Genomic DNA, 26,015 nt, shown 5'->3' on the forward strand with positions numbered 1-26,015 from the left:
AGAAAAGTCAAGGGTGTTTCTTCCGAGCCTTGCGACGGGCACCAGGTGCAGCTCGGTCGGCCGGTCCCCCCCCCGGCGGTCTCGGATCACTCAGATCTCGTCGAGCCAGTGCTGCTCGGGCAGCGCGTGCGACAGGAAGTGGCTCATCGCCTGGGTGTAGGCATACGCACCGGTCTGTCCGAAGACCACGACGTCACCGGGGCGGAGGTCGGTGGGGAGGTCGCCGGTCCCCACGCGGTCCAAGGACGTGCACAGCGGCCCGGCCAGCGTGGCGGTCGAGCGGTCGCCGGTCAGCACCCCCTGACCCGGTCGCACGGCGAGCGTCGGGAAGGACTGCCCGGTCAGCAGCGGCCGGAGCAGGTGGTTGATCCCGCCCTCCAGCATGACGAAGCGCTCACCGCGGGAGACCTTCGGCCGCACCACCCTCGCGGCGTAGACCCCCGTCGGGCCGGACAGCCATCGCCCCGGCTCCAGCAGCAGCTCACCGGTGAACCAGTCGTGCTCGGCCAGGATCCGACCCAGCCCGGCACCCAGGGCGCGGACGTCGAGCGTCGGCTCGGTGAGGGCATACCGGATGCCGAGCCCGCCGCCGATGTCGATCAGATCCAGCTCGCGACCCACCAGCTGCCGCAGCCGCTGCCCGATCCGCAGCGCGGTGCGGTGGTTGGCCAGCAACCTGCCCGCGTCCAGCTCGTTGCTCGCGGCGAAGACCTGCAGTCCCCTGATCTCGACACGGTCGTAGCGGGCCGCCTCCGTCACGAAGTCCTCCATCACCTCCTCGTCGACGCCGAAGGCGCTCGGGCCTCCACCGCCGATGATGGTCGCGACCTCCGACACACCCGCGGCAGGGTTGATGCGGACGTTGACGGGCAGCGGGTGGTCCCCGGTGTGCAGGTCGTGCAGCCGCGCCACGTCCTCGATCCCGTCCACCTGGATCCGGGCACCGGCAAACAGCGCCGCCTGCAGGTCGCGCTCGGTCTTGGCCGGTCCGGCGAAGACCATGCCCTGTCCCGTCGCGCCGGCCGCCAGCGCGGTCGAGACCTCGCCCGCACTCGCGCAGTCGAACCACGCGCCCTGCTCGGCGAACGTCTCCAGGAGGGGCAGCCCCGGGTTGGACTTCACGGCATACGCGAGCCGCACCCGGGCCGGGAGCGCGGCCCGCAGCCGGGTGAAGCGCTCCCGCGCCGCGGCCAGGTCGTAGGCGAAGAACGGCGTGCCGTGCCGGGTCGTGAGCTCGTCCAGCCTCGCCTCGTCGAAGGCGAACAGGTCGGTCGTCGCAGCGGTCAAGATCATGCCTTCCACCAGGGCGCCAGGCGCCGCAGTCCTTCCTCGAGATCCTCCACCGGCCCGCCGAGGCTCACCCGCAGGAAGCCCGAGCCCCGCGCGCCGAAGGCCGTGCCGGGGATCGTGGTCACGCCGCCCTCGTCGCGTAGTCGCAGCGCGAAGGCCTCGGTGCCGTCGGGGTCGATGCCCTCCGGGAGCGGGATCCAGAGGTAGATCCCCGCGCGCGCCGCATTTCTGAACCGAGCTTTCTGGGGCCCGTCGCCCAGAAACCGATGTCCCTTTTCGCTGGCGGCCAGTCGCTCGACCGCGTCCCAGCGCAGGCGGAGCTGCTCGCGCGCCGCGGGCAGCACCTCGTCCGCGGCCCCGAGCAGCGCGAGCGTCGCGCGCTGGGAGAGCCGCGACGGGGCCGTGGTCATTGCGTTGTGCACCAGTCGGGCGGGCGCGAGCACCTCGGGGTCGCCGGTGGCCCACCCGATCCGCAGCCCGGGCGCGCCGAAGGCCTTGCTCATCGACCCCAGCACCACGCCCGTGTCCGTGACGTCGCGCAGCGAGGCGGGTGGCCCGTCGACCCAGAGCTCGGCATACACCTCGTCGCTGACGAGCAGGACATCCCGCTCCGCGCACGCCTCGGCGACCCGCTCGAGCGCGTCGGCGGAGGCCAGCCCACCGGTCGGGTTGGCGGGGTGGTTGAGCACCACCAGGGAGGTATGCCCGTGCTCGCCCAGCACCGCGAGCAGCGCCTCGGCGTCGAGGTCGCCGTCCGGGCGGAGGGGGTAGCCGACGGGCGTCGCGCCGCACAGCCGGGCGAGGGTGGGGTAGACGACGAAGCCGGGGTCGGGCACGAGCACGGCCGATCCGGGTTCGGCATACGCCTGGAAGAGCGCGAAGAGCGCCGCCTGGCTGCCGGCGGTGACCATGACCCCGTCCAGACCGACCGTGTCCGCACCGCGGGCCTGGGCGTAGCCGGCGATCGCCGCCACCAGAGCCGGGTCGGAGGTGTTGGGCCCGTAGGACAGGTCGACCGAGCCCTCGTCCGGACGCACGGCCTGTCCGATCGGCAGCGGCCACCCGGGCTCGCCGAGCCCGAGGTTGATCGCGTCCGGCGGGGCTCCGAGCGCCATGCGTCGGATGGGTGACAGGCCCTGGCCCGCCACCCGCGAGGCCGTCCTCACCGCAGCGACTCCTCGAGCGCCGTGGCGGCGTCGGTCGCGGCGTCGCGGTACTTCACGATCACCGGGGCGTAGAGCGAGAGCCCGAGGACGTCGGCGTAGTCGCCGCGCGCCGGGCGGGAGCCGGGGACGACGACGGCGCGCTCGGGCACCTCGCCGCGCAGCTCGCGCTGCTCGACCAGGTCGTAGATCGTCGTCCCCGAGGTCAGCGTGACGCCCGGTGCCAGCACGGCACCGCGACGCACGACCACGCCCTCGTAGAGCCCGCACTGCGCCCCGACGAAGACGTCGTCCTCGACGACGACCGGGCGGGCACCGACCGGCTCCAGCACGCCACCCAGCTGCACGGCCGTGGAGAGGTGCACCCGCTCGCCGACCTGCGCGCACGACCCGACGAGCACGTGGCTGTCGACCATCGAGCCGGCGCCGACATACCCGCCGACGTTGACGTAGCTCGGCGGCATGACGACGACCCCGGGAGCGAGGTGCGCGCCGCGGCGGACGAAGGTGCCGCCCGGCACGAGGCGTATGCCGTCGCCCGCCGTGATCCGGCGCGCCGGCACGAGCGACTTGTCGACGCTGCCGCCCGGCCAGTCGAGCTCGACGGTCTCGCTGAGCCGGAAGGCGGCGAGGATGCCCCGCTTGACCCAGCCGTGCGCAGCCCAGGTGCCGTCCTGGGCGCGGCGGGCGGCCCGGATCGAGCCGTCCTCCAGCCCGGTGAGCAGCTCCTCCACGTGCTGCACTGTCGGGTCGATGTCGCTGCCCTCGGCGAAGACCTGGCGCAGCGAGGTGCCGTCGGTCGTGTCCTGCTGAGTCATGGACTCCATGGTGCCGACGGTGCTCACGACGCCAGCGCCGAGGTGTCGTGCGGCACGGCGACTCGCTCCGGCAGCCGTCCGATCGACGCCGACCCGCTGCGGCGGGAGGTCTGCAGGTCGGCGAGGGCGGTCTGGACCTGCGACCAGGTGTCCGGCTCGGCGGGGGAGAGCGGTAGTCGTACCTGTGCGGTGGCCAGGCCGAGGCACGCCAGCGCGGCCTTGACCGGCACCGGGTTGGTCTCGGCGAACATCGCTGCCATCGTCGGCGCCAGCAGCGCAGCGCTCTCGCGAGCGAGGGGCAGATCACCGGCCATCGCGGCGTGCACGAGGCGCCGGGTCTCGGTCGGCACCACGTTGGCGCACACCGAGACCAGCCCCTGCGCGCCGACGGCGATGCCGGCCAGCGCGAGGTCGTCGTCCCCGGCGAGCACTGCACGGCCCTGCGGCGCCTCCTGGCACATCCGGGCGACCTGGCGCAGGTCGCCCGAGCTCTCCTTAATCGCGACGACCTGGTCGATCTCCCAGATCGCCCGCAGCGCCTCGGGAGTGATGTTGCAGCCGGTGCGCCCGGGCACGTTGTAGGCGATGATCGGCAGCCCAGGCGCCGCGTCGGCGACGGCGCGGTAGTGCGCCACCAGGCCACTGACCTGGGGCTTGTTGTAGAACGGCGTGACGACGAGCAGGGCGTCGGCCCCGCCGGCCGCAGCTTGCCCGGCGAGCTCGCAGGTGCGCTCGGTGTCGTTGTGCCCGACCCCTACGACGACCGGGATGCGGCGGTCGTCGCGGCGGGCCAGCTCGACGGCCTGGCGCACCAGCGCGTGCCGCTCGACGTCGGTGATCGTGGCGGCCTCGCCGGTGGAGCCGAGGACGACCAACCAGTCGATCCCCCGCCCGTCGGCGATCACGTGCTCGACGAGGCGGCCGAAGGCGTCGTGGTCGACAGCGGGCTTCGCGAGCCGCCCACGGCGTCGTTCCCGGTCGTGAACGGCGTCGCCAGGGCGACGCCGAGACCGGTGAACGGTGCTGCGGTGAGGCTGCTGCTCATGCTGTCTCCTTCAGGTGGTCCTCGGCGAGGTCGTCGAGGGTGAACAGGCCCGGTCCGGGCCGGTCGGTGAGCCAGAGTGCGGCGGTGAGGGCGCCGGCGGCGAAGAGGTCGCGGTCGTGCGCGGTGTGCCGCAGCGTGATCGTCTCGGTGGGGGAGGCGAGGGTGACCTCGTGCTCGCCCACGACCTCCCCGAGTCGCAGGCTGGCGGTCTGGACGTCCGCTGCGCCGGCACCGGCCGCGTCGGCCAGCGCGTCGCGCAGGGAGAGCGCGGTCCCGCTGGGTGCGTCGACCTTGTGTCGGTGATGGGTCTCGGTGACGGCGAGGTCGACCGGTATGCCCGCAGCGCGGTGCGCGGCGGCATACCCGCCGAGCAGTCTGCTCACACGGCGGGCGAGGGCGACACCGAGGGAGAAGTTCGGTGCGACGAGCACGCGCACGCCCAGCTCGGTGTCGAGCAGCGCGGGGTCGAAGCCGGTCGCGCCGACCACGAGGTCGGTGCCGCTGCGCTGCGCCCACGCGAGGTGCGCGGAGACGGCCGTGCCGGTGCTGACGTCGATCGCGACGTCCACCGCCTCCCGCTCCTCGGGGTCGCTGCTCCCCACCGCCCAGACGACGTCGACGTCGTCCCGGGAATCGGCGAGCCGCCGGATCGCCGAGCCGAGGCGTCCGGTGCCGAAGAGTCCGATGCGGGTGGGCACCGGACGAGTATGTCGGCGCTCACGGAGGCCTCGCAAACGGCGTTTTCGCAGGTCAGGGCACCTTTCCTGTCAAGACGCCACTTCGCCGCAAGATGTCCTTCTGGGCTCCAGGCGCGCTCGCCGTCCTCCCGCCGCGCCGCGCAAAGTTGGTACGCCGCGCGGCCCTCAGAGAAGGGTCAGGGCTGCACGAGGCCGGTCTTGTAGGCCAGGGCGACGAGCTGGGCGCGCTCGGAGCTGCCGGTCTTCATGAGCAGCCGGGAGATGTGGGTCTTGATCGTCGCCTCGGAGACATAGAGCTGCCGGGCGAGGTCGGTGTTGGAGGGCGCGTCGCCCATGAGCTTCAGCACCTCGAGCTCGCGCGGGGAGAGCAGGTCGAGGTCCGGCAGCCCCTGGGCATCCCGCGGCGCCGTGTCGCGCAGGGTCTCGATGACCTTGCCCGCCACGCTCGGGTCGATCCAGGACTCACCCGCGGCGACCTGCCGGATCGCGTCGGGGAGCCGGCTGGGGGCGGCGTCCTTGAGCATGTAGCCCGACGCCCCGGCCCGCAGCGCGCCGTAGAGCGCGTCGTCGTGGTCGAAGGTCGTGAGCATGAGGACAGTCGTGACGGCCCCCTGCTCCGGACACTCCTGCACGATCCGGCGGGTGGCCTCGATGCCGTCCGTCCCCGGCATCCGGATGTCCATGACGACGACGTCGGGCGAGGTCTGCTCGGTCAGCGCGACCGCCTCGTCGCCGTCCGCGGCGAGACCGACCACCTCGATGTCGCCGTGCACGCCCAGCAGCATCTCCAGACCCTCGCGGACCTCCTGCTGGTCGTCGGCGATCACGACCGTGATGCTCACTCCCGCCCTGCCGTGCCGGGTGCCCGACGCTCGGCCGGGCCTCCGCTCGTGGGCGGCCGCACCGGCAGGACGGCGGTGTTGATGAACTCCTCGCCGGACCATCCCGCCTCGAAGCTCCCCCCGACGAGCCCCACCCGCTCGCGCAGGCCACGCAGCCCGGTGCCGCCGTTGGGCGTGGCGGGCCGCATCCCGTGGCTGGCGCGGGAGCGGACCTGCACCTGCAGCTCGGTGTCCTGCCAGGCGAGGTAGACGTCCACGAGCGCTCCGCGCCCGGCGTGCTTGAGCGCGTTGGTCAGCGACTCCTGCACCACCCGGTATGCCGCCGCGCCCACCGACGGGTCGACCGTCTGCGCGTGCCCCGAGCGGTGGACCTCGACGATGAGGCCGCTGCTGCGCGGCACCTCCACCAGGGCGTCGATGTCGTCCAGCCCAGGCTGGGCGCTGGGCGAGTGCTCGGGGTCGAGGTCGAGGCTGCTGGGCTGGTGGCCGTGGATCTGGTCCTCGCGCAGCGCGCCGAGCAGCCGGTGCAGCTCGCGCATGCTCTGCGCCCCGGTCGACTCGATGGTGCCGAGCGCGCGCTGGACCGTGTCGAGCCGTGCGTCGTCCGGTGCGTCCTTGGCGACGGACTGGCTCATGGCGCGGGCACCGGCGGCCTGCATCATCATGGCGCTGACCGAGTGGGCGACGATGTCGTGCAGCTCGCGGGCGATGCGGTGCCGCTCGGCGTGCGCGGCCTCCTCGGCCCGGACGTCGATCTCGCCCTGCAGGTCCCGGTTGCGCTCGTGCGAGAGTCGGTCACGGGTCGCGACCCCCCAAGCGGTCATCACGACGACGGTGAAGAACACGCCGGGGAAGATCCAGTCGAGCGGCGTGGGGTCGTCGTAGGACCTGTGCACCGCGAGCACCACCATGGGAACCGTGGTCAGGGCGATCCCGAGGGCGAGCAGTGAACGGCGCAGGCTGCCCCGTCGCGACGCTGCGTGCAGGGCGACCAGGACGCAGAAGAGAGGTTGCGCCGTGGTGAAGATCGACATGATGACGAGGGAGATGACCGTGGTCGCCACGAGGACGGGCATCGGGAAGCGTGTCCTGACGAACAACAGCGCCACCATGATGACCACAGCAGGCAGGTTGACCAAGCCGGAGATCTCTGCGCCGCCGAAGGTCTTGAGGGATCCGAAGATCACTCCCGTCGTGGCCAGGTCGAGCACGCCGGCGGTGAGGACGGCGGTGATGTTGGCGGCGCGTCCCACTCGCTGCCAACGCTGCCGCGTGCGTCTCAGCTGTTCCTCAGGAGCAGCGCCGGTCACGACCACTCCTTCCATGGTGTCGGACGTCATCGAGGACGACGGTCTAGCACATCGACGGCCAGAGCCGGCACCACCACGGCTTCGAGGTGAGCGTGGCCAGACCGGCCGCCGTCGGCCCCGGCTCGGACCAGCCGGGGACGGCGTGAGCGAGGCGGAGCGCCACCCTACTCGTGTCGTCCTCGGCGGTGAGCACCTCCACCACGTCGATCTTGGTGTGCTCGCCCCTGTCGCCCCCTGCCGCGACAGGGACGAGCACGACGTGCAGCGGAAGCGACGGGGTGGGCTCCCTGTAGCCCACCCGCATCACGGCGTGGTCCGAGGTGACCAGCTCGGCCTGACCTAGGGTCCGGCCAGAGTGTCCCTCTGCATCTCCCTCGACGACACGCACGCGATCCTGTGACTGCACTCGCCCCAGTCTGGTGAGGTCACCAGACCGGGGCGTCATCCTGCAGACTGATTTCCGCGAGGGAGATCAACGGGTGCGGGTCAGGGGCGCGGCCCACCACCCATGCCGCCCTGGGCATACTCCCCGGCCGTCGCCGTGGCGACCTCCGTGCCGCCGGCGGTGACGGTATACGTCTCTCCGGCCACCAGGTCGGCGGTGGACAGGACGAGCGAGGCGGTGTCCTTGGTCACCTCGACCTCGGCGACGACGGCACCGTCGGCGTCCGTCACGGTGAGCGTCTCGCCGGCCGCGACCGAGCCGGACAGAGCGGTGGCGATCGAGGCCTGCTCGCTGTCGGTGGACGGTGCCATCATCATCCCGGCGCTGCCCACCGCGGTGAGGGTGCCGCCGGAGAGGAGGAAGTCACCGTCGACGTCCACGGCGCCGTTGCCGTCCATGGTGGGCCCGTTGACCACGACCGTGCCGCCGGTCATCGTGACCGTGCCGTTGGAGTCGAGGCCGTCACCGTCCGAGGTGAGGGTGAGCTCGCCGCCACTGATCTCCACGCTCGGCGTGACCGTGTCGGAGGCGGCGTTGAGCGCGTCGTCGCTCGCGGTGACCTCGGTGGTGCCGCCCTCGACGACGATCCGGGCCGACTCGAGTCCTTCGAGCGACTGGGTGACGGTCAGGGTGCCGTCGACGAGGTCGATGACGTTCTCGGCCTTCACGGCGTCGTCGCCGGCCGCGACGGCGATCTCGGTCGACTCGCCCGAGACGGTGATGATGCCGGTGCCGTCCTCGGCGTTGTCCGACTTCAGCGCGTCGCCGTTGGCGGTGACGGTGAGGGTGCCGCCCTGGATCGACAGGAAGTCCTTGCCGCGGATCCCGTCGTCGACGGCGTTGACGGTGATCTCACCCGAGAGGATCACCAGGCCGTCCTTGCTCGTGATGCCGTCGCTGCCGTAGCTCTCGACGGTCAGCACCCCGGTGCCGGCGATGGTGAGGTCGGCGGTGGAGTAGAGCGCCGCGTTGGGCGCGTCCACCTCCTCGCCGGTCTCCTCGTCGACGCTTGCCTCGGTCTGGGCATACGTCTCGGGGTCGGTCAGGGCGTTGTCCGAGCCGTCCGCGAGCACGACGGTGGCGTCCTCGGCGGAGCTGATCTGCAGCGCTGACCCGAGCGAGCTGGTGATCTCGACCCCGTCGAGCACGACGGTGACGTCCTCCTCCTCCGGCACGTCGACGACGACCTGGCCGTCGGTCAGGGTCCCGGAGAGGACGTAGGTGCCGGCCTCGGTGATCGTCACCAGGTCGGTCCCCTCCTCGGTGCTGCTCACCTCGACGCCGCTCCCGGCGCTGCTGCCGCCGTCGTCGGCCAGCTTGACCGACACCGCGCTCGCCGCGTCGTAGTCGGCCTCGTCGCCGTCGGCGTGGGTGGTGAGGCCGACGGTGCCGATCGCCTCCTCGGTGTCCTCGCCGGCGGCCTCGCCGTCCTCGGGCGCCGCGGCGCTCTCCTCGGCCGTGCCACTCGTCTCCTCGGTCGAGCCCTCGCTGTCGGAGGTGCTCGTGCTGACGGTGCTGCCGGTGCTGCCGGCGGCGGTGCTGCCGGTGCTCCCCTGGACGCCGCAGCCGGCGATCAGGGCGGCGACGGCGAGGCTGGCGGCGGTGGTGCGCAGGCGGGTGCGGGTGGTGCTCATGGTGGTTCTCCTTCGTTGGGTGGTGGGTCAGGCGGCCAACGGGCCGGTGGTCGTGAGCAGGCGGTGCCAGCGGTGCGCCGGCAGGGTCGGGTCGAGCAGGGCGAGGCCGGTGGCGAACTTGCTCATCCGCACCGGCCGGTGGCCGGCGGCCCAGAGCGCGCGGTCCAGCGAGGTCGGGGTGGACCCGCCCTTGGTCTCGACGATGGCGACGCCCTCGGGCGCCAGCTCGGTGCCGTCCGGCGAGGTCCAGCGCAGCGCCGTGTCGATCGTGGCTCGGGCGCGTCGGCGAGGGCGAGCGTCGTCCGGCGGTATGCCGTGTCGAGCGCGGGTGCCGCGTCCCAGCCGTCCCGGGGCAGCGGCACTCCCTGGTCGCGCAGCGTGCGCTCCACGAAGCCGGCCGCGTCCGCGGTGAGGGCGGCGGGCATACCGACGGGGTGGGGCTGGCGCGCCTTGACCGTGGTGCCGCGCGGGCCGCGGGTCTTGACCTCGAGCCAGCAGGTCCCGGTGTCGAGGTAGGAGCGGGTGCGCACCTTCCAGCGACGGCGGCGCGCGGTGGCCGTCGAGCGGTAGCTCTGCCGGTCCTCGGTGTCGAAGTAGGTCGAGGCGTAGTCGAACCGGCGCAGGCCCTCGATCTCCAGGACGCGCGTCCCGGCGGGCACATCCACGAGAGCGGCGTCGACCTGGGCGGTGGTGAGGAGGTACTTGCGGTCCACCCGGGTGAGCAGGGCCGACTCGGCCACCAGGTCCGTCAGCGAGATGGGGGAGAGGCTGGCGAGCGGGCTCATCGGGCGACCGCCTCGCGGGTCACGGATGCGCCGGCCGGGCCCTGCACCGTCGGCGAGGTCCTGCCGGACGCCCGCCAGCCGACCTCGACCTGCGTGCTGTCGTTGACCAGGTCCAGGCGCACCGTGCGGGCGGTGACCACCTCGCCGCCGAGCAGCGCCCGCAGCCGGTCGTGCAGCTCGTCGGGGTCGGTGACGGCCCGGTCGAGCACGACCAGCTGCTGCTGCAGCTCCTCCTGCGGCCCGGCGACCCGCGGGTGGTCGCCGATCGCGAGGGCGAGCACGACGAGCGCCATGAGACCGATGCCGACGACGAGGCTGGTCACCCCGATGCCACCGAGCAGACCCAGGGTGAGCGCGGCGAAGTAGTAGGCGATCTCGCGCTGGCTGAGCTCGCTGGAGCGCAGCCGGATGATCGACAGGACGCCGAAGAGCCCGAGGCCCAGACCGACCGTCGCGGCCGAGGAGGTGAGGGCCATGCTGACGGCCAGCACCCCCACGTTGACCCCGAGGAAGGCCGGGACCAGTTCGGTGCGTCGGTGCCGGGGCAGGTAGATCGCGAAAGTCAGCAGGACGATCGCGAGCAGGTCGACGGCGGGCAGGATCAGGGCGTTCATGGGTGCTCCTCGGGGGCGGTGTCCGGTGGTGTGAGTCCATTCCGCCGCCCGGGGCTGTGTGCCTGCTGTGAACCGCCGGTGCGGGATGTATGAGGTGTGGCAGGCTTGCCCCCACGTCGGGTCGGCCGGCGGTCGAGCCGGGTGAGGAGAGCCATGGAGCGCGAGCAGATCGATCTCGACACCGAGGGCGTCGGACGGGGCGCGATCATCCGCTACGGCCACTGGGGCCGGCCGGTGCTGGTCTTCCCCTCCGAGGCCGGTCGGGCGTGGGACTTCGAGAACAACGGGATGATCGACGCCGTCGCCCCGCTGCTGGCCGACGGCCGGATCAAGCTCTACGCGGTCGACTCCTTCGACCACCTGACCTGGAGCGACAACAGCCTGCCGACCGAGGAGCGGGCGCGCCGGCACGGGGCATACGAGCGCTGGATCCTGGACACGGTGGTGCCGCTCGTCGACGAGGACTCACCGGGGCACGGCCGCATCGTGACCGTCGGGGCCAGCATGGGCGGCTTCCACGCGATCAACTTCGCGCTCAAGCGGCCCGACGTCTTCGGCGTCGGCATCAGCCTGTCCGGCAACTTCGACCCCAGCTCGTGGCACGGGTGGGGCGAGCTGGGCGAGGCGACCTACTTCGCCAACCCCACGGCGTACGTCGCGGGCATGGAGGGCGACCACCTGCAGTGGGTGCGCGAGCACGCCAACATCCTGCTGGTCGCCGGGCAGGGCGCCTTCGAGGTGCACCCGACCCAGTCGCTGCCGGGGGCTCACCGGATGGCGGGGATCCTGGCCGACAAGGACATCCCGCACGAGTTCGACCTGTGGGGCCACGACAGCGCCCACGACTGGCCGTGGTGGCGCAAGCAGCTGGAGCACCACCTGCCGCGCTTCTGCTGAGGCGGCCCGCGCCGGTCAGCCGACGGGAGGTCCGACCGCGAGCAGCGCGCTGAAGACGCCAGCCACGAGCAGCAGCGCCACCAGCGCGGAGGGCAGCGGCCGCCGCAGCACCGCCGCGAGCGCCCGCTCGACCGCGGTGTGCCCGGTGCCCTCGCGCAGCCGCCAGCGCTCGCGGGCCAGGCCGCGGCGGCGCACCGAGCGCTCGAAGGGGATCGTCACGAAGGGCGGGATCGCGCTGGCCAGGCCGAGCACGATGCGCCTGGCGCCCCAGCGCTGGTCGACGCCGACGATCACCACGACAACGCAGTAGGCCAGGAAGACGAAGCCATGGATCGGGCCGGCGATGCTCACGCCGAGGTCGGTGGTGCGGGTGAGGTACTTCAACGCCATGCCCACCAGCAGCAGCGCCCAGGTCACCGCCTCGGCGTCGGCGAGCAGGCGGAGCAGGCGACCGGGACCGGGGGAGAGCACCCCTCCATTGTCGGCGACGCCACGGCCACGGCATACCCGACCCCCGCTGACTCGGGCACCGCGAAGCGCTAACGTTCCGACCATGGCCAACGACGTGCGCACGCATCTGATCGGTCTGCTCCTCGGGGCGGAGGAGGACTGGCCCCGAGCCTTCGAGTCGATCCTGTCGCTCGTCGGCCCGGTCGAGGCGGGTGGTGAGACGCACTCGATCACCAGCGAGCGGGTGCGCATCCACCCCTTCGACCTCACCGACCCGGTGCGGCACGGCCTGGTCATCGACCGGCTGGCGTACTGGTACTACCACCCGCGCGAGTGGCTCAAGAAGGCGTCGCTGATGAACGACACCTATCTGCTCAACAGCCCGTTCACGTTCCAGTCGATGGAGAAGCACAGCGCCTACGTCGCGATGCTGCGGCTCGGCATGAAGATCCCCAAGACGGTGCTGGTGCCCTACAAGAACCCGGTGGACAACGTGCGCTGGGCCTACACCTCGAGCAAGTACAACGACCCCTTCGACCTCGAGACCATCGCCGCGGACGTCGGCTACCCGCTCTTCATGAAGCCGTTCGACGGCGGCGGCTGGCGCGGCGTCTCCAAGGTCAAGGACGTCGAGGGGCTGCACCAGGCCTACGACGAGTCCGGCAGCATGCTCATGCACCTGCAGGCGACGGTCGACTACGACAAGTTCGCCCGGGCGCTGACGATCGGCCCGGAGACGATGGTCATGGACTTCCGCCCGGACGAGCCGATGCACAACCGGTATGCCGTCACCCACGACTTCCTGTCACCGCAGGCCGGCTGGGAGGCCGAGACGGTGAGCAAGGTCGTCAACGCCTTCTTCGGCTGGGAGTTCAACTCGGCCGAGATGCTCGTCGCCGGCGACGAGGTCTACCCGATCGACTACGCCAACGCCTGCCCGGACGTGGCGATCACCTCGCTGCACTACTACTTCCCCTGGGCGATCACCGCCCTCGTGCGCTGGTCCACCTACTGCCTCGTGACCGGTCGCAAGTCGGCCATCGGCGTGCGAAAACCGCGCGACTACTTCGCCATCGGCGACGACCCGGACCGCACCTACCAGGAGAAGATGCAGGGCTACCGCGAGCTCGCGGACGCCGAGTTCGAGACCGACCGCTACTGGGAGTGGTGCGAGCAGCACCTGCCGCACCTGCCCGAGCGGGTGCTCGACTGGGTCTCCTCGGACGACTTCGACCGGCTGCTCGTCGACACCGTGCGCGGGCACTACCCGGAGCACGAGCACGAGAAGTTCATGGCGCACTTCCGGGGGTTGACGGGGATGTGGGTCACCGACCGACGCTGAGGCCACGGCCCGGGTGGCAGGTCCGCGCGTGACGTGGATAACATGACGCAACTTTCCCTGAAGGAGGAGCTCCCGTGAAGACTCCGCGTCTCATCCGAGTCGGTCTCGTCGCCCTGACGATGCTGGCCGCCTCGACACCCATGGCTGTGCATGCCGACCAGTCCCGTGACGTCCATGTCGAGCTCGAGGGCTACCCGAGCAAAGGTACGGTCGCGTCCGACCTCGTCAACATCGGCACCGTGTCGGCGCGGGTCGACGTCGCCCGGCTCCACAACGGTCAGGCACGGGTGGCCCGGGACCGGTTCGGCAAGGCCGCGGTGCGGCTGCCTGCTTTCCGCTCCGGAAGCACCATGCCCCGGGCCGTCATCCGGGTCACCCACCGCGCCAGCACCGGGGACCCCCTCGCGCCGAGATCTCGCGACTTCGCCTTCGGCGCGATGTTCACCGTGGACGAAACGTCGACCGGTTCAGCAGTGGACAACGGCAACAACATCATCCAGCGGGGGCTGGCCTCGGATCCGTCGCAGTACAAACTGGAGCTCGACCGGCAGCGTCCGATGTGCCGGGTCGCCGGGAGCGCAGGTGCGGTGGTCGTTCGCTCAGATGTCGCGGTCAGCCCGCACAAGTGGTACAAGGCGGAGTGCGCACGGTCGGGTGACCGCGTCACCCTGACCGTCTCCGAGATCGTGGCCGGGGGCGATCTGCGCACGACGGTGAACTCGCGCACGGGACGTACCGGTGAGGTCGCGCTGCCCAAGACCTGGACGCCGCTGTCGATCGGAGGCAAGCTCGCGGCCAACGGTGCGGTGATCCGCTCCAGCACGGATCAGTTCAACGGCGTCATCAGCGACCCCTTTCTCGACATCTCCGGTTGACCGCCGAGCGTGGCCCCGGACGCGGGGCGCAGCACGCTCTCACCCCACTGGGTGAGTTGAGATCTGCACTCTTGCCGTGATAGCGGCTCAGCCTTTACTCTGCACATACCAACTTTTCAGACACGAGCTGGAATCGTCGTGTGGCCGTGACCGCTGTCGCTCATCCCCACCATGTCGTTCTTGCCGACGTCGCAGGCCGTGCTGGTATGCACGGAGAGGGAGAACCCTGATCATGAGGGTATTGGTGGGTGCAGTCCGCAGGTGGATGGTGGCGGGGGTCGTCGCCGCGATGGCCGTGACCGGCCTGGTCCCGGCCACGCTGGCACAGGCGGACGAGATCACGGTCAACCCGGCGCGCTACTCCGGACTGTCGCAGGACACCGCGGCGGTGTCGTGCTGGGAGATCAAGCGGCTGAACCCCGACTCGGAGGACGGGGCCTACTGGTTACTCACTCCTCAGATGAGGGCTCCCCAGCAGTTCTGGTGCGACATGACGACCGACGGCGGGGGTTGGGTCCGGATCGCCAGCGGGCGGGAGCAGTGGACGACGACCTACGACGGCAAGGGCGATGTGAGCGAGCTGCTCACCGCGCAGCCGCCGCTCACCCGCGCCGTGCAGCACGGGTCCCGCACCGTGGACCAGTTGCTGGGTGGCGGTCGGGTCGACGAGCTCGAGGACCAGATCCGGGTCCGGCGTGCCGCGGACGAGGCGGGTACCACCTGGCAGGAGGTGCGTTTTCAGTACGCGAACCGTGATCGCTGGGTGTGGAGCATGGGGGCCGAGCACCCGGTGGCCACGTGGAGCGTCGACGACATCGGCGGCACCGGGGGGCAGACGCTGAGCTTCGGGAGTGGGAATGCCTACACCCGGGTGAACGGCTCGATCCAGTCCGACCAGGGCTACCGCTGGGGCTACGGTTACGGCGGCCAGGTCACCGGCACTAACAGTGGCACCAGCTACCTGTGGTCGAGCACGACCGGGGCGGGCAGCGCCCTGCCCTACGCCGAGGTCTACCTCCGGCCGCGGTTGGAGACGCTGACCACGACCTTCGGGGAGCTGCCGGACGACGGCCTCGGCGCCCTCGAGAACGTCGCGGCCGCAGAGTCCGCGGCGCTGGTGAACCCATGGGGGGTGACCGGGACCGCAGGGAGTACGGGCACCGAGGGCAACGTCGAGGTCCAGGCGATGGAGCAAATCGGCAACGTCATGTATGTCGGCGGCAACTTCCGATGGGTCCAGCAGGACCAGGGCGGCAGCGGCCGGGTGGAGCAGTCGTTCCTCGCCGCGTTCAACGCGACCAACGGCCAGTACATCCCGGGCTTCGCGCCGGAGTTCAACGAGCAGGTGCGCACCCTCCAAGCGCTGCCCAACGGCCAGCTGGCCGTCGGCGGCGACTTCACCGATGCCAACGGCCAGGCGGTCCAGGGGCTGGTGGCCCTCAACCCCTCGACCGGCGCGACCTCGACCTCCTGGGGAACCCAGGTGGAGAATGCCCAGTCTCCTGGCAACGTGCGTGTCGAGGCCGTGGACCTGGGGGAGGACGGATACCTTTACGTCGGCGGCAACTTCACCCACCTGAGCCGCAGTGACGGCGGGGGACGGATGTATACCCGCAACGCCGGCCGGGTGGACGCGACCAACGGTGTCCCGGACCAGTGGAACCCGGAGTTCAACGGGACGGTGCTGGACGTCTCGGCCTCGGAGGACGGTGAGCGGGCCTACTTCTCCGGCTTCTTCGACCGGGCCCAGCAGACCACGGCTTTCCGTGCGGCGTCGGTGATGGCGGACACCGCCGAGCTGGATCCCGTCGCGTGGGAGCCGGAGTGGAGCAACGCCAACAAGAACTACCAGCGGACGATCAAGCAGTACGGCGACCGGGTCTGGGTCGGCGGCTCCGAGCACTCGCTCTTCGACTTCTCCACCACGACCTACGAGCGGCTCGGCGGCAGCATCACCAAGCGCGGCGGCGACTTCCAGGACATGGACATCCGCAACGACCAGGTCTTCGCCGGCTGCCACTGCAACAACTGGACCTACCAGGACGCCTACACCTGGTCCAACGTCGGCACTGGGTGGTCCCAGGCCGACACGATCGGGTGGATCGGCCAGTGGGACGCGACGACCGGTCGCTACGTGCCCGACTTCACCCCGGAGTTCCGCAACCGCCTCGGGTCGGCCGTCTGGGCGATCGAGATCGCGGACGACGGCACGGTCTGGGCCGGCGGAGACATCGTCTCCGGTCGCACGACCTCGGGCTCCCGCTGGCTCGGCGGCTTCGCCCGGTGGGCACCGCGTGACTCCACGGCGCCCGGCACGCCGGGTAACTTCCGGGTCACCAACGAGTCCGCGGACGAGGTAAGCCTCGCCTGGAGCAGCGTCTCCGGCGCCTCGGGCTATCAGGTCCTGCGCGACGACCGGGTGATCGGCACCACCAACGGCTCGCAGAACATCGCGGTCCCCAAGGGTGGGGAGAACCGCTTCTTCGTCCGGGCCGTGGACGCCGCCGGCAACGTGTCGGCGACCACCGAGGTGCTCGCCGTCGGCGGGGGCAATCCCGCACCGACACCGGTCATCGAGACCGCTGTCGACGGACTGGAGGTCACCCTGGACGGCTCGGGTTCCATCGACGACGGCGAGATCGTGGCTTACCGGTGGGACCTCGGCGACGGGACGACCAGCGACGAGGCGAGCCTGCAACACACCTACGAGCGTTCGGGCACCTACGAGGTGCGACTGCTCGTCATGGACGACGGCGGATCGTTCCGCACGGCATCGGAGACTCTTGAGCTGACGATCCCCGTCCCGGAGGACCTCTACGGCAGCGCGGTGATGCAGGACGAGCCCTACCTCTACTGGCGGCTCAACGAGGAGTCCGGCGACTACGCCCAGGACTCCAGCCAGAACGACCGCGCCGGTGTCTACCGCGGCGAGGTCGCTCGGGCGGAGACCGGAGCGCTCACTGACAACCCGGACACCGCCGCCCGGTTCAACGGTTCCGACTCCCACGTCGTGGGCAACCCTGAGACGGCGGTCACGGACCCGGGCGACTTCACGATCGAGACGTGGTTCTCCACCACGAGCACTCGGGGCGGCAAGCTCATCGGGTTCGGCAACGCGACCTCAGGCCTGTCCTCGAGCTACGACCGCCACGTCTACCTCCGCAACAACGGCACGCTGACCTTCGGGGTGTGGACCGGCGCGGAAAACACCATCACCACGCCGCTGTCCTACAACGACGGCGAGTGGCACCATGTCGTGGCCACGCAGGGCAGCGAGGGGATGACGCTCTACGTCGACGGCGAGCTCATCGGCACCGACCCCCAGGTGGAGGCCCAGGCTTACACCGGCTACTGGCGCATCGGCGGTGACCGTGTCTGGGGCGGCGCCAGCAGCGGCTATCTCGAAGGAGGCCTGGACGAGGCAGCCGTCTACCCCACGGCGCTGAGCGCCGACCGGGTGGCAGCCCACTACGCCGCCGGCACCAACGAGAATGCCGAGCCCGCTGCGCAGTTCTCGGTCGAGACCGACGGCCTCGGTGTGTCTGTGGACGCGTCCGCGTCCGACGACCCCGACGGCGAGATCGTCTCCTACGCGTGGGACTTCGGTGACGGTTCGACGGACGACGGCGTGACGGCCACCCACGACTACGCCGAGGCAGGCACCTACGACGTCGCCCTCACGGTGGTCGACGACCGGGGTGGCGAGGCGACGACCACGCAGACGGTGACGGTCGAGGAGCCCCCGAACAAGGAGCCGATGGCCGACTTCACGGTCACGGCCGACGAGCTGGACATCTCGGTCGACGCCTCGGCGTCGGAGGACCCGGACGGGGAGATCGTGTCCTACTCCTGGGACTTCGGCGACGGCGCCACCGGTCAGGGCGAGACGGCGACCCACTCCTATCTCGAGGACGGGACGTACGACGTCACGCTCACGGTGGTGGACGACCGGGGTGGCGAGGCGACGAGCACCCAGACCGTCACCGCGGAGGTCATCCCCAACGAGGAGCCGCTCCCCGGCTTCACCGCCAGCATCGATCTGTTGGAGGTGTCGGTGGATGGGTCGGCGTCGGAGGATCCGGATGGTGAGATCGCGTCGTATGCGTGGGAGTTCGGTGATGGCGCGACGGCTGAGGGTGAGACGGCGTCGCACGAGTATGCGGCGGCCGGGACGTATGACGTCACGCTGACGGTGACCGATGACGAGGGTGCGTCGGCGTCGGTGACCGAGGAGGTGACGGTCTCGGAGTCGCAGGAGCCGGTGACCTCGACGGTGATCGAGCGGGATGCGTCCTGGTCGTGGTACTACGGTGCGGATGCTCCGGGTGCGGACTGGTTGGAGGCTGCCGGGGATCGTGCCGGGTGGGAGTCCGGTGCGGCTCCGTTGGGCTTCGGGTTCTCCGGGGTGGCGACGGACATCGACATCGATGGTCCGACGCAGGATCGGCCACGGGCGGCGTACTTCGTGCGTGAGTTCGAGGTCGAGGATGCCGACCGGGTGGTCTCGTTGGTGCTGGACTCGGTCGCGGACGACGGTGCGGTGTTCTACGTCAACGGCACGGAGGTGACGCGGCAGAACATGCGCGACGGGGATGTCACGCACTTCACGTACGCGCCGTCGGCGCGGCGTCGTGAGGTGGCGTTGAACGACCCGGTCGTGGTGGAGGTGCCGGTGGACCTGCTGGTCGACGGGACGAATGTGGTCGCGGTCGAGTCGCACGTGAACTATCGCGGGACGCGTGACCTCAGCTTCGACCTCGACGCGGTCCTGAGCGAGGAACCCGGCTGACGACCCGCTGCCGGATCAGCGCGTGGGGCCGGACGCGAGCGGGCCGAGCGCGACGTGCTGTCGGCGCGTCGACCGACGCGCTGCCTCGTCGACGAGCGCGGCAAGGTCGGCGCCCGGCATCGCGACCGTGACCAGGTTCCGCCGCTCCAGCTCGCGGGCCAGCTCGAGCTGATGGTCGTCCGCGTGCTCGCCGAGCGATCCCAAGCGGGGCAGGACCAGTGGGTGCCGTCCGGCACGCAGGGCCATGAGGACAGATCCCACTCCCGCGTGCGTGGCGACGACGCCGGACTGCTCGGCCAGTTCGGCGAGTTCGCGTGGCGTCATCCACTGGTGGCACCGCGAGTCCGCCGCATCGACGGGGGTATGCCCGTGCTGGATCGTCCACCGGAGGTCGCTGTGGATCACGGGCGTGGCAACCTCGAGCGCGCGCGGGAACGGGAAGCGCTCGCTCCCGAGGACGAGGAGTCCTCGTGGCGAGGAAGCCGGTCGTGCCGGACCCGGCGCGAAGCCGTCGAAGACGGAGCCGACCGGGCGCCAGCCCGGACGCGGCGTGCGGAAGGCCTGGTGGTACAGCCGAACCCCCGGCACGGCGGCCAGGATCCGGCCGGTGAGCGACGGACCATCGAGCCGCGTGGCGCTCTCCACGTAGTGCACCTCCGCGCCGACCGCCCGTGCGGCCAGCAGATAGGGGAGGGACAGCGCGGCTCCGGTGGAGACGACTGTCTGCGGACGGAGACGGCGCAACAGCGAGAGCGCCAGGGGCAGCGAGCGTGCTGCACGCCCCGCCTGGCGCGACGACACCGGCGGGACCCACTCCACCGTCTCGCGCGCCAGCAGATGCTCGGTCTGGACCGTGCGGGCCGTCACCCAGATCCTGTCGTCGCGGTCGATACCGAGGAGCTCGGCGAACTCGTAGAGCTCGTCCATGTGACCGCCGGGAGTGGCGACCAGCAGCGTCGGTGGAGTCACACTCCGCGCCCGAGCCGGTGGAGGACGTTGAGCACGAGACCGCCCGAGCGTGGCCAGACTGCGACGGCGGCGGACAGCGGCCAGCGGGGCTGGAACGGGTTGTGGCGCGCAGTGCGGGCGACCCAGGTCGCCGCCTCGCGCCGGTTGCCGCTGCAGGCGTGGGCGAAGGCGATCTGCCCCATGAGCCGTGACGCGGCTCGGTTGTCGGCGGCGATGGCAGGGTGGCGCTCCAGCATCCAGACCGAGCTGTCGATCTTCGTGTCCCACCGGCGCGAGAAGAATGAGGCCGCGCCCCACAGCACGTGGACCAGGGGTCGGTCGACGTGGACCACCGGGTGCAGCTCCGCGGCGCGAAGAAGGATGTCCCAGTCCTCGTTCTGACTTCCGGGGATCGACTCGTCGATGAGGCCCAGGTCCCCCAGCAACGAGCTGCGGCGGAAGACGAAGGTGGAGCTGTGCAGCATGGCCATGCGCGAACGCACGAGCATCGGGTGGGTGACCCGGTCCACGCCAGCGGTGCGCGGGGTGGACTGTCCGTCGTACTCCACGACGATGGAGCAGGTCACCAGGTCGGCGTCCGGCGCCGCGGCGAGGGCCTCGACCTGGAGCCGGAGCTTCTCGGGGTCCCAGTAGTCGTCATCGTCGCAGAAGGCGACGAGCTCACCGCCCGCGTGGTCGATCGCCGTGTTGCGCCCACCCGCCAGACCGGGCGTGCGCTCGTTGCGCATGACCCGCACGGGCCTCTCCTCACCCGGTGGCGTCTCCAGGCTCAGGTCCGGTTCAGCCCGGTCGTAGACCACGATGACGTCCACCGCGCCGGCATAGTCCTGGTTTCGTGCGCTGTCGACGGCCTTCCGCACTTCCTCCGGACGGTTGTGGGTCGGGATGGCGACCGTCACGGACGGTAGCCATTCAGCCACGACGACCCCCGACATACCCGAAGGTGCGCAGGAGCGGCAGGGTCAGTGCCCCGACCAGGCGCTTGCTGTGCGAGGGCAGCTCTGTCCGCCACCGTTCATCCATCCGGATCTTCACCTCTCCGGTCGTGAAGCGCAGCGGGTTGCCGCTGCAGGTGTGGTTAAGGACCAGGGTGACGGTGCCGTCCGACATCGCCTCCGGAGAGGAGGGATGCAGGCCGCAGAATCGAAGAATCTCGGCGGTCCCTTCCTCCGGCTTCTCGGTCCAGTCCTCGTAGCGCAGCGTCTTCACCGGTGCGCCCGTGAGTCGGGTCGCGGCTGCCGCCAGATTGTGGGCGAGCCAGACGACCGACAACTTGGCCGGGGAGTAGCGGGTCATCGTCCCGAACGACTCGGTCTGCGCCTCAGGTCGGTTGACCGTCTTGGTCCACGACAGTGCGACGGCTCGGCTGTCCCGGATGCAATGGAGGACTCGTAGGTCCAGGTCCTTCTGGTGTCGCAGGACGTACGGCACGGACGGCTGCTTACTCGAGTCGACGACGACCTCGGCGCCGGCGACCTCCGCGGCGGCTCGGTAGAGCTTGGCATATAGCGCGCCGTAGTCGCGCAGCTTTCGTCGGTATGCCGCGGGTCCCAGGCCGGGGCCCGAACGAGGTGTCCGGCTGACGCGGTCCAGTTCGGCTCGCGTGGCGATGACCGCCCGGGCGTCGATGTTGTGCCACCCGCCGAAGGCGCGTTGGCCGACAGCCTGCCAGAACGGGCAGGCCGAGAACGGCTGACCGCAACCGCAGAGCTCGTCCATGACCAGGCTCCGCTCCCACAGGTGCGTCACCTCGCCGAGGACGACGATGCGCGGATCCGTGCCGAGGGTTCTCTCGATGAGAGTGCTGCCGCTGCGGCCCACACCCGAGATGAATAGCACACGTGTCTTGCTCATAGATCCTTTCCTGCCAGCCCGACCGCGGCTCTCACGCGAGGCGTCCGCGCACCTGCTGTGGTCTGCGGAGAGGGGGGACGCAGCGCCAGGGCAGCCGAGATCATCATCAGCATGAGACCCACCGGGAGTGCGCCGTAGTAGAGAATTTCTATCAACCCCACCAGCACCATCGCATTGGCGACCAGTCCGACGTCATCGTTTCTTCGCAGACTCAGAGCGAAGGCCAGGGCGAACCAGCCGAGGAAGAAGGCGATCCCGGGGAATCCGTGCGAGTGCAGGACCATCCAGAACTGGCCGTGAGTCCCCACCGGCGGGATGTTGGGGTTGGCCGATGGCCGGGGGGCGCCCATGCCGAAGAGCGGCGCCTCCTGCACGCTCCTGATGGTCTGGATGTATATCTCGGCGCGGTCCTCTGTCGTACTCGTGTCCTCGACGCGATCGTCGATGCGGTCGTCGAAGGTGGAGGCGGTGAGAGCGCCAAAGCCCAGCAGGCCCACTACGACCACGGAGAGCAGCACGCGAAAATTGCCCAGGAGGACGTAGCGGAAGCTGAGATAGACGGCCGCGATGCCGAGGCCGAGGAACATCCCTCGGTTCAGGGTGGCTCCCGCGGGCACGACGGAGGCCAGCAGCACAGCCAGAACTATCCAGAAGCGTCTGGTCCCCCGGACCTTGACGAGATACAGCACGGCGAAGGGCACGAGGAGCGAGTAGGCGTTGCCCCAGTTGTTGGTGTAGAGGAATGGCGCGCTGGGGCGAGGCTCGACCGCGAAGTACCCGTCCGGATCGAACTGCGCGAACCGCCGCACCACCATGTGGTTCACCAGTTCGTTGCCCAGCAGCCCGCCGGGCATGACCATCGACAGCGGCGTCCGGATCACGGCCGCGGGAAAGAACATCCCGAGGTAGCCACCGAGGGTGGTGATGGCCAAGAAGATCGTCAGGGTTCCCAGGACGAGACGGTCGGTGAGCTTGGCGCGGGCGTGAAGATGTACAGGAAAAGTGCCGTCGCGGCCAGGTAGAGCGCCCACCGGTACGTGAAGCCGATGAGCCGCCCGAAGGTGTCCAGCTGGGTCACTGAGAGAGTCATCCACACCAAGAAGGCGAGCCACACGCCGAACCCCCTGGGTCCGCGGCCGGTACCGAGCCTCAGGAGGTACAGCATCTGGATGGCGCCGAAGATGATCCAGGAGAAGTCCACCAGGCCGGTGATCCACCATACGGGGTAGCCGATGAGGAGCACCGTTGCCGGCCAGGTGGGCAGGGAGTGACTCGGCGTGGTCTCAACCTCCTGCCGCGCACGGGCGACCATGGTCACGGCTGCGCCTCGGCTCTCCACAGGTGCTGCTGCCCCAGGTGGGCCAGCCGGAGCGTCATCGCCGAGCCGATGCGGTTGCGCTTCCAGGTGCCGTGGCTGAGTGCTAGTTCACAGGACCGGTCGACGGTGAGGGCGAGGTAGGCACTGGTCACGACGTGGGCGGCCCGCTCACCCATCCCGAGCGCCCGCATCACCGGAACGGCATGGCGGTGCGCGTCCTCGATGGCAGCCGCCAGGTCCTTCGGGGCGGGACCGTGCAGGGCGTGGACGAACCAGTGCAGTGCGTCCGTACCGGCCACCACGTCCTGGGCGGAGGACTCCCAGTCCCAGGCCCAGACGGTGCCTGAGGCGTCCCTGCATGTGTTCCACGGCACCAGGTCGCCGTGGTCGAAGTCCGCCAGCACGACATCGGTGCGCGAACCAGCGATCCCAGTGAGCAACCGACGCAACGACTCGGCCGCCTCTGCGACGAGGGCGTGGGCGGTCATACCTTCGGCCCGGTTGCGCATCCGCGTGAGAGCTCCCGAGGTCCCCGCGGGAGCGCGTCGCCGCAAAGGCGCCAGGGTGCTGAGCTCGGGGACCCCCAGGTCGTCCGGACGATCAAGCCGATGCACGCGCGGCGGGAGGGGCGCAGTGACGAGGAAGGGACGGCCGAAGGACTCTCCTCGAGCCAGCAGCCCCGGGACTCGCACGCGACCGGTGCTGCCGCGCAGCCGCTCCAGGCGGTCGGCCTCGGTCGTCACGAAGCCGCCGGTGAGATCGTTCCATCCGAACTTCGCGTAGCCACGCGGCTTGCCCTCGTCGCTGAAGAGCTGGGCCGTCGCCTTCGCGTTGGCTCCGGTGCGCACCCCGACCTGGGCGACCACGTGAGCGCCCATGGCCGCCTCGACCGTGGCGAGAGGTTCGTCGTCAAGATGGTGGTCGATGTGACGCTGGAGGAGGAGGGCAGGCCGCACCCGACTGCTCCGGACGGCCACGGCGGCGGCCGTCGCGATGCGCGCGGCCTGCGGTCGCGCCGGCCGCAGACCCCGGTAGGCGAGCAGCGCGGCAGTCGTCCCGCGTGAGCTGCCTCGCTCGAGCATCATCCGAGGGGCACCTCGCGGCGGGACGACGTCGAACTGGCGCTGGGTCAGCCACGTTGGGTCGGAGGGAGCGTCCGTCACCACCCGGTAGTGGCCGCTGTCGACTGCGGCTCCCCACAACTGCCGGACGGCGTCGCCGAGCGGGCCCACGGCGACGCTGGGACTCCCGGTCGGCATGTACTCCTCCTGCGACATGGGATAGCGAAGCCTTGAGACCTGTTGGTGTGTCGTAGCATACGAGACGCGCACGGGCCGCCGTGCTCGGGACAGGGGACCACCACTCAGGAGCAGGATGTATCAGCAGCACCAGGAGGACGTCAGCGTCGATCTCCGTCGCTACCTCGAGATCCTCTGGCGGCGCTGGTGGGTCGTCCTGTTGAGCGTGGTGCTGTGTGTCGGGGCTGGCGTCGCCTTCCTCGCCCTGGCGCCGCGACAGGCGACGGCCACCGCCTCGGTATCCATCAACCTCATCACCAGTGATCCCTTTGACGTAGGTCGTCCGGTGTCCGAGCTGATCGATCCTGCGGGCGAGGCCCAGGTCGCGTCGTCCTTCGTCGTGGCCGAGCGCGCGGCCGAGTCACTGGGCGGGGATCAGGACGCTGCCTCCGTTCGATCCGCCACGGAGGCCGTCAGCGTGGCGAACACCGCCGTGCTACGGATCTCCGCTACGGCTGGCTCGGAAGACCAGGCGAGGGCGATCGCCGACGCATCGGCGAACGCCTTCCTGGAGTACCGCTCCGAGCTGGCGCAGAACAGGATCGAGCGCAGGGTTGAGCAGTCCAACGCCCGCCTGGACGAGCTGCGCGAGGAGCTCAAGTCGGTCAACGAGCGGATCGCCGCTTTGGGTGAGGACAGTGATGCGGCCATCGAGGCCCAGTCGGACCGGACGCTCATCAGTCTCGAGATCGACGCGCTCTCGACTCAGCTGGCGACGGCGCGTGGCATCGACACGAATGGTGGCACGGTGATCAGTCCGGCCGCGGCGGGGCAGGTCGAGTACCAGCCCTCGCCCTTGCTGGTGCTGCTGACCAGCGCTGCCGCGGGCCTGGGTCTCGGTGTCATCCTCGCCTTCGTGCTTCAGGGGCTGCGGCCGCGGGCGGTGAGCCGGGGGGACATCCGCAACAGCGGCGGGGAAGACCTCCTGGGTCAGATCGACCGGACCAACACCCAGATGCCCCCCGAGGGCGAGGGACTGGCGGCGTACCGTGAGATCCGGGAACGGCTTCTTGCAGGGGGACTGGTCGCGGGGCAGCACGGTCTGCTGGCGGTCCTCCCCATCGGGCCTGCCGCCGTGAGCAGAGGAGTTCCGCTGAGTCTCGCGCGGGTCCTGGCCCAGTCCGGCACGCCGGTCGAATTCATTGCGCTGCACGAGGACGACGTCGAGGTCCAGCAGCTGCGACAGGCTCTCGCGCTGGGGGAGCCCGAGGTGGGTGAGGCAGGTGCGCGCTATGTCGCCGCCGATCTGCCGACCTTCTCGCTCTTCGTGCCGCAGACGGGATCCGAGGATGAACCCCTGTCCTCTGCCGTGCGCCAGGAGATTGAGAGGAGGCGCAGCTCGGCTCTGGTCATGGTCTCAGTCCCCGAGCACTTCGGTCGCGCGACGAGGCTCGCCGCCAGCCGGCTGGCCGACGCCAGCGTGCTCGTCGCCGTCCGGGGCAGAACCCTCACCTCGACGCTTCGCCGCACGACTCACGATGTCGCCCTCCAGGGCGGGACGGTTCTCGGGACCGTCTTGGTGGATCGGCGGCGCAAGGCCCAGCCCGGCACCGGGGAGGTGTCGACCGGTCGGCCGTGA

At 70.5% G+C, this 26,015-nt stretch carries 24 protein-coding genes; 5 read left to right on the top strand and 19 right to left on the bottom strand.

Features of this window, described 5'->3' with window-relative positions; all coding sequences use genetic code 11:
* Window positions 1-90: 90 nt before the first annotated feature.
* The 12 genes from BJF86_RS07835 to BJF86_RS07885 form a co-directional block, all read right to left on the bottom strand.
* On the bottom strand, window positions 91-1,293 hold the full coding sequence (locus BJF86_RS07835) for a hypothetical protein (RefSeq protein ID WP_075817927.1): 1,203 nt from the start codon (window positions 1,291-1,293) through the stop codon (window positions 91-93).
* Complete coding sequence (locus tag BJF86_RS07840; RefSeq protein ID WP_143553744.1) at window positions 1,290-2,456, bottom strand: pyridoxal phosphate-dependent aminotransferase; 1,167 nt, start codon at window positions 2,454-2,456, stop codon at window positions 1,290-1,292. Before BJF86_RS07840 ends, BJF86_RS07835 begins: the two co-directional genes overlap by 4 nt.
* Window positions 2,453-3,271: a 2,3,4,5-tetrahydropyridine-2,6-dicarboxylate N-succinyltransferase gene (locus tag BJF86_RS07845; RefSeq protein WP_083652882.1), complete on the bottom strand. Its 819-nt coding sequence runs from the start codon at window positions 3,269-3,271 to the stop codon at window positions 2,453-2,455. Before BJF86_RS07845 ends, BJF86_RS07840 begins: the two co-directional genes overlap by 4 nt.
* Window positions 3,272-3,294: 23 nt before the next feature.
* Window positions 3,295-4,176, bottom strand: coding sequence for a 4-hydroxy-tetrahydrodipicolinate synthase (gene dapA, locus BJF86_RS07850; protein WP_075817931.1), 882 nt, complete (start codon window positions 4,174-4,176; stop codon window positions 3,295-3,297).
* A complete protein-coding gene (locus BJF86_RS18320; RefSeq protein WP_202817326.1) occupies window positions 4,173-4,316 on the bottom strand; it encodes a hypothetical protein in 144 nt (47 codons plus the stop codon). Before BJF86_RS18320 ends, dapA begins: the two co-directional genes overlap by 4 nt.
* A complete protein-coding gene (locus tag BJF86_RS07855) occupies window positions 4,313-5,014 on the bottom strand; it encodes a 4-hydroxy-tetrahydrodipicolinate reductase (RefSeq protein WP_075817933.1) in 702 nt (233 codons plus the stop codon). Before BJF86_RS07855 ends, BJF86_RS18320 begins: the two co-directional genes overlap by 4 nt.
* 176 nt (window positions 5,015-5,190) lie before the next feature.
* Window positions 5,191-5,841 (bottom strand): response regulator transcription factor, encoded by a 651-nt coding sequence (locus BJF86_RS07860; protein WP_237141346.1) that lies wholly within the window; start codon window positions 5,839-5,841, stop codon window positions 5,191-5,193.
* Between the two features lie 11 nt (window positions 5,842-5,852).
* Complete coding sequence (locus BJF86_RS07865) at window positions 5,853-7,196, bottom strand: sensor histidine kinase (RefSeq protein ID WP_083652803.1); 1,344 nt, start codon at window positions 7,194-7,196, stop codon at window positions 5,853-5,855.
* Window positions 7,197-7,209: 13 nt separating this feature from the next.
* A complete protein-coding gene (locus BJF86_RS17480) occupies window positions 7,210-7,422 on the bottom strand; it encodes a hypothetical protein (RefSeq protein WP_143553745.1) in 213 nt (70 codons plus the stop codon).
* Between the two features lie 230 nt (window positions 7,423-7,652).
* Window positions 7,653-9,245, bottom strand: a complete 1,593-nt coding sequence (locus tag BJF86_RS07875; protein ID WP_075817939.1) for a carbohydrate-binding domain-containing protein — start codon at window positions 9,243-9,245, stop codon at window positions 7,653-7,655.
* Window positions 9,246-9,367: 122 nt separating this feature from the next.
* A complete protein-coding gene (locus tag BJF86_RS07880) occupies window positions 9,368-10,030 on the bottom strand; it encodes a VTC domain-containing protein (RefSeq protein WP_237768130.1) in 663 nt (220 codons plus the stop codon).
* Entirely contained in the window at window positions 10,027-10,644 is a 618-nt protein-coding gene (locus BJF86_RS07885) for a DUF4956 domain-containing protein (RefSeq protein ID WP_075817941.1), read from the bottom strand. The genes BJF86_RS07880 and BJF86_RS07885 overlap by 4 nt, the downstream gene beginning before the upstream one ends.
* A gap of 153 nt (window positions 10,645-10,797) precedes the next feature.
* Between BJF86_RS07885 and BJF86_RS07890 the strand changes: the two genes are divergently transcribed.
* Window positions 10,798-11,541, top strand: a complete 744-nt coding sequence (locus BJF86_RS07890; protein ID WP_075817944.1) for an esterase family protein — start codon at window positions 10,798-10,800, stop codon at window positions 11,539-11,541.
* A 15-nt stretch (window positions 11,542-11,556) separates the two neighbouring features.
* On the opposite strand, the gene BJF86_RS07895 is transcribed toward BJF86_RS07890, so the two are convergent.
* Window positions 11,557-12,012, bottom strand: a complete 456-nt coding sequence (locus tag BJF86_RS07895) for a DUF3817 domain-containing protein (protein WP_075817946.1) — start codon at window positions 12,010-12,012, stop codon at window positions 11,557-11,559.
* A gap of 82 nt (window positions 12,013-12,094) precedes the next feature.
* Between BJF86_RS07895 and BJF86_RS07900 the strand changes: the two genes are divergently transcribed.
* The 3 genes from BJF86_RS07900 to BJF86_RS07910 all read left to right on the top strand — a co-directional run bounded on the left by BJF86_RS07900 (window position 12,095) and on the right by BJF86_RS07910 (window position 18,997).
* Window positions 12,095-13,333: an ATP-grasp domain-containing protein gene (locus tag BJF86_RS07900; RefSeq protein ID WP_075817948.1), complete on the top strand. Its 1,239-nt coding sequence runs from the start codon at window positions 12,095-12,097 to the stop codon at window positions 13,331-13,333.
* 74 nt (window positions 13,334-13,407) lie between these two features.
* The gene (locus BJF86_RS07905; RefSeq protein ID WP_075817950.1) at window positions 13,408-14,208 is read left to right on the top strand and encodes a hypothetical protein; all 801 of its coding nucleotides are present in this window, start codon (window positions 13,408-13,410) and stop codon (window positions 14,206-14,208) included.
* 244 nt (window positions 14,209-14,452) lie between these two features.
* Window positions 14,453-18,997 (top strand): PKD domain-containing protein, encoded by a 4,545-nt coding sequence (locus BJF86_RS07910; protein ID WP_237768131.1) that lies wholly within the window; start codon window positions 14,453-14,455, stop codon window positions 18,995-18,997.
* A 15-nt stretch (window positions 18,998-19,012) separates the two neighbouring features.
* Here BJF86_RS07910 and BJF86_RS07915 read toward each other — a convergent pair whose 3' ends face one another.
* Genes BJF86_RS07915 through BJF86_RS07940 form a run of 6 tightly spaced genes read right to left on the bottom strand, consistent with a single transcriptional unit; the run spans window position 19,013 to window position 24,415 of the window.
* A complete protein-coding gene (locus BJF86_RS07915; protein ID WP_143553747.1) occupies window positions 19,013-19,966 on the bottom strand; it encodes a glycosyltransferase in 954 nt (317 codons plus the stop codon).
* Window positions 19,963-20,865: a glycosyltransferase family 2 protein gene (locus BJF86_RS07920; protein WP_237768132.1), complete on the bottom strand. Its 903-nt coding sequence runs from the start codon at window positions 20,863-20,865 to the stop codon at window positions 19,963-19,965. Before BJF86_RS07920 ends, BJF86_RS07915 begins: the two co-directional genes overlap by 4 nt.
* 13 nt (window positions 20,866-20,878) lie before the next feature.
* A complete protein-coding gene (locus BJF86_RS07925) occupies window positions 20,879-21,820 on the bottom strand; it encodes a sulfotransferase domain-containing protein (RefSeq protein WP_075817956.1) in 942 nt (313 codons plus the stop codon).
* Complete coding sequence (locus BJF86_RS07930; protein ID WP_075817958.1) at window positions 21,817-22,752, bottom strand: O-antigen ligase family protein; 936 nt, start codon at window positions 22,750-22,752, stop codon at window positions 21,817-21,819. Before BJF86_RS07930 ends, BJF86_RS07925 begins: the two co-directional genes overlap by 4 nt.
* Window positions 22,753-22,760: 8 nt before the next feature.
* The gene (locus tag BJF86_RS17925) at window positions 22,761-23,138 is read right to left on the bottom strand and encodes a hypothetical protein (protein ID WP_158068393.1); all 378 of its coding nucleotides are present in this window, start codon (window positions 23,136-23,138) and stop codon (window positions 22,761-22,763) included.
* A complete protein-coding gene (locus tag BJF86_RS07940) occupies window positions 23,135-24,415 on the bottom strand; it encodes a hypothetical protein (protein WP_075817962.1) in 1,281 nt (426 codons plus the stop codon). Before BJF86_RS07940 ends, BJF86_RS17925 begins: the two co-directional genes overlap by 4 nt.
* A 97-nt stretch (window positions 24,416-24,512) precedes the next feature.
* Between BJF86_RS07940 and BJF86_RS07945 the strand changes: the two genes are divergently transcribed.
* The gene (locus BJF86_RS07945; protein WP_075817964.1) at window positions 24,513-26,015 is read left to right on the top strand and encodes a Wzz/FepE/Etk N-terminal domain-containing protein; all 1,503 of its coding nucleotides are present in this window, start codon (window positions 24,513-24,515) and stop codon (window positions 26,013-26,015) included.

The organism is Serinicoccus sp. CNJ-927 (assembly GCF_001942435.1).
GTDB classification, from domain to species: domain Bacteria; phylum Actinomycetota; class Actinomycetes; order Actinomycetales; family Dermatophilaceae; genus Ornithinicoccus; species Ornithinicoccus marinus.

What these genes read in the sequence shown, in the direction of transcription:
- BJF86_RS07835 (WP_075817927.1), bottom strand. Translation starts at nt 1,293, where the DNA reads ATGATCTTGACCGCTGCGACGACCGACCTGTTCGCCTTCGACGAGGCG.
- BJF86_RS07845 (WP_083652882.1), bottom strand. Translation starts at nt 3,271, where the DNA reads ATGACTCAGCAGGACACGACCGACGGCACCTCGCTGCGCCAGGTCTTC.
- BJF86_RS18320 (WP_202817326.1), bottom strand. Translation starts at nt 4,316, where the DNA reads ATGAGCAGCAGCCTCACCGCAGCACCGTTCACCGGTCTCGGCGTCGCC.
- BJF86_RS07865 (WP_083652803.1), bottom strand. Translation starts at nt 7,196, where the DNA reads ATGACGTCCGACACCATGGAAGGAGTGGTCGTGACCGGCGCTGCTCCT.
- BJF86_RS07875 (WP_075817939.1), bottom strand. Translation starts at nt 9,245, where the DNA reads ATGAGCACCACCCGCACCCGCCTGCGCACCACCGCCGCCAGCCTCGCC.
- BJF86_RS07880 (WP_237768130.1), bottom strand. Translation starts at nt 10,030, where the DNA reads ATGAGCCCGCTCGCCAGCCTCTCCCCCATCTCGCTGACGGACCTGGTG.
- BJF86_RS07885 (WP_075817941.1), bottom strand. Translation starts at nt 10,644, where the DNA reads ATGAACGCCCTGATCCTGCCCGCCGTCGACCTGCTCGCGATCGTCCTG.
- BJF86_RS07890 (WP_075817944.1), top strand. Translation starts at nt 10,798, where the DNA reads ATGGAGCGCGAGCAGATCGATCTCGACACCGAGGGCGTCGGACGGGGC.
- BJF86_RS07900 (WP_075817948.1), top strand. Translation starts at nt 12,095, where the DNA reads ATGGCCAACGACGTGCGCACGCATCTGATCGGTCTGCTCCTCGGGGCG.
- BJF86_RS07925 (WP_075817956.1), bottom strand. Translation starts at nt 21,820, where the DNA reads ATGAGCAAGACACGTGTGCTATTCATCTCGGGTGTGGGCCGCAGCGGC.
- BJF86_RS07940 (WP_075817962.1), bottom strand. Translation starts at nt 24,415, where the DNA reads ATGTCGCAGGAGGAGTACATGCCGACCGGGAGTCCCAGCGTCGCCGTG.
- BJF86_RS07945 (WP_075817964.1), top strand. Translation starts at nt 24,513, where the DNA reads ATGTATCAGCAGCACCAGGAGGACGTCAGCGTCGATCTCCGTCGCTAC.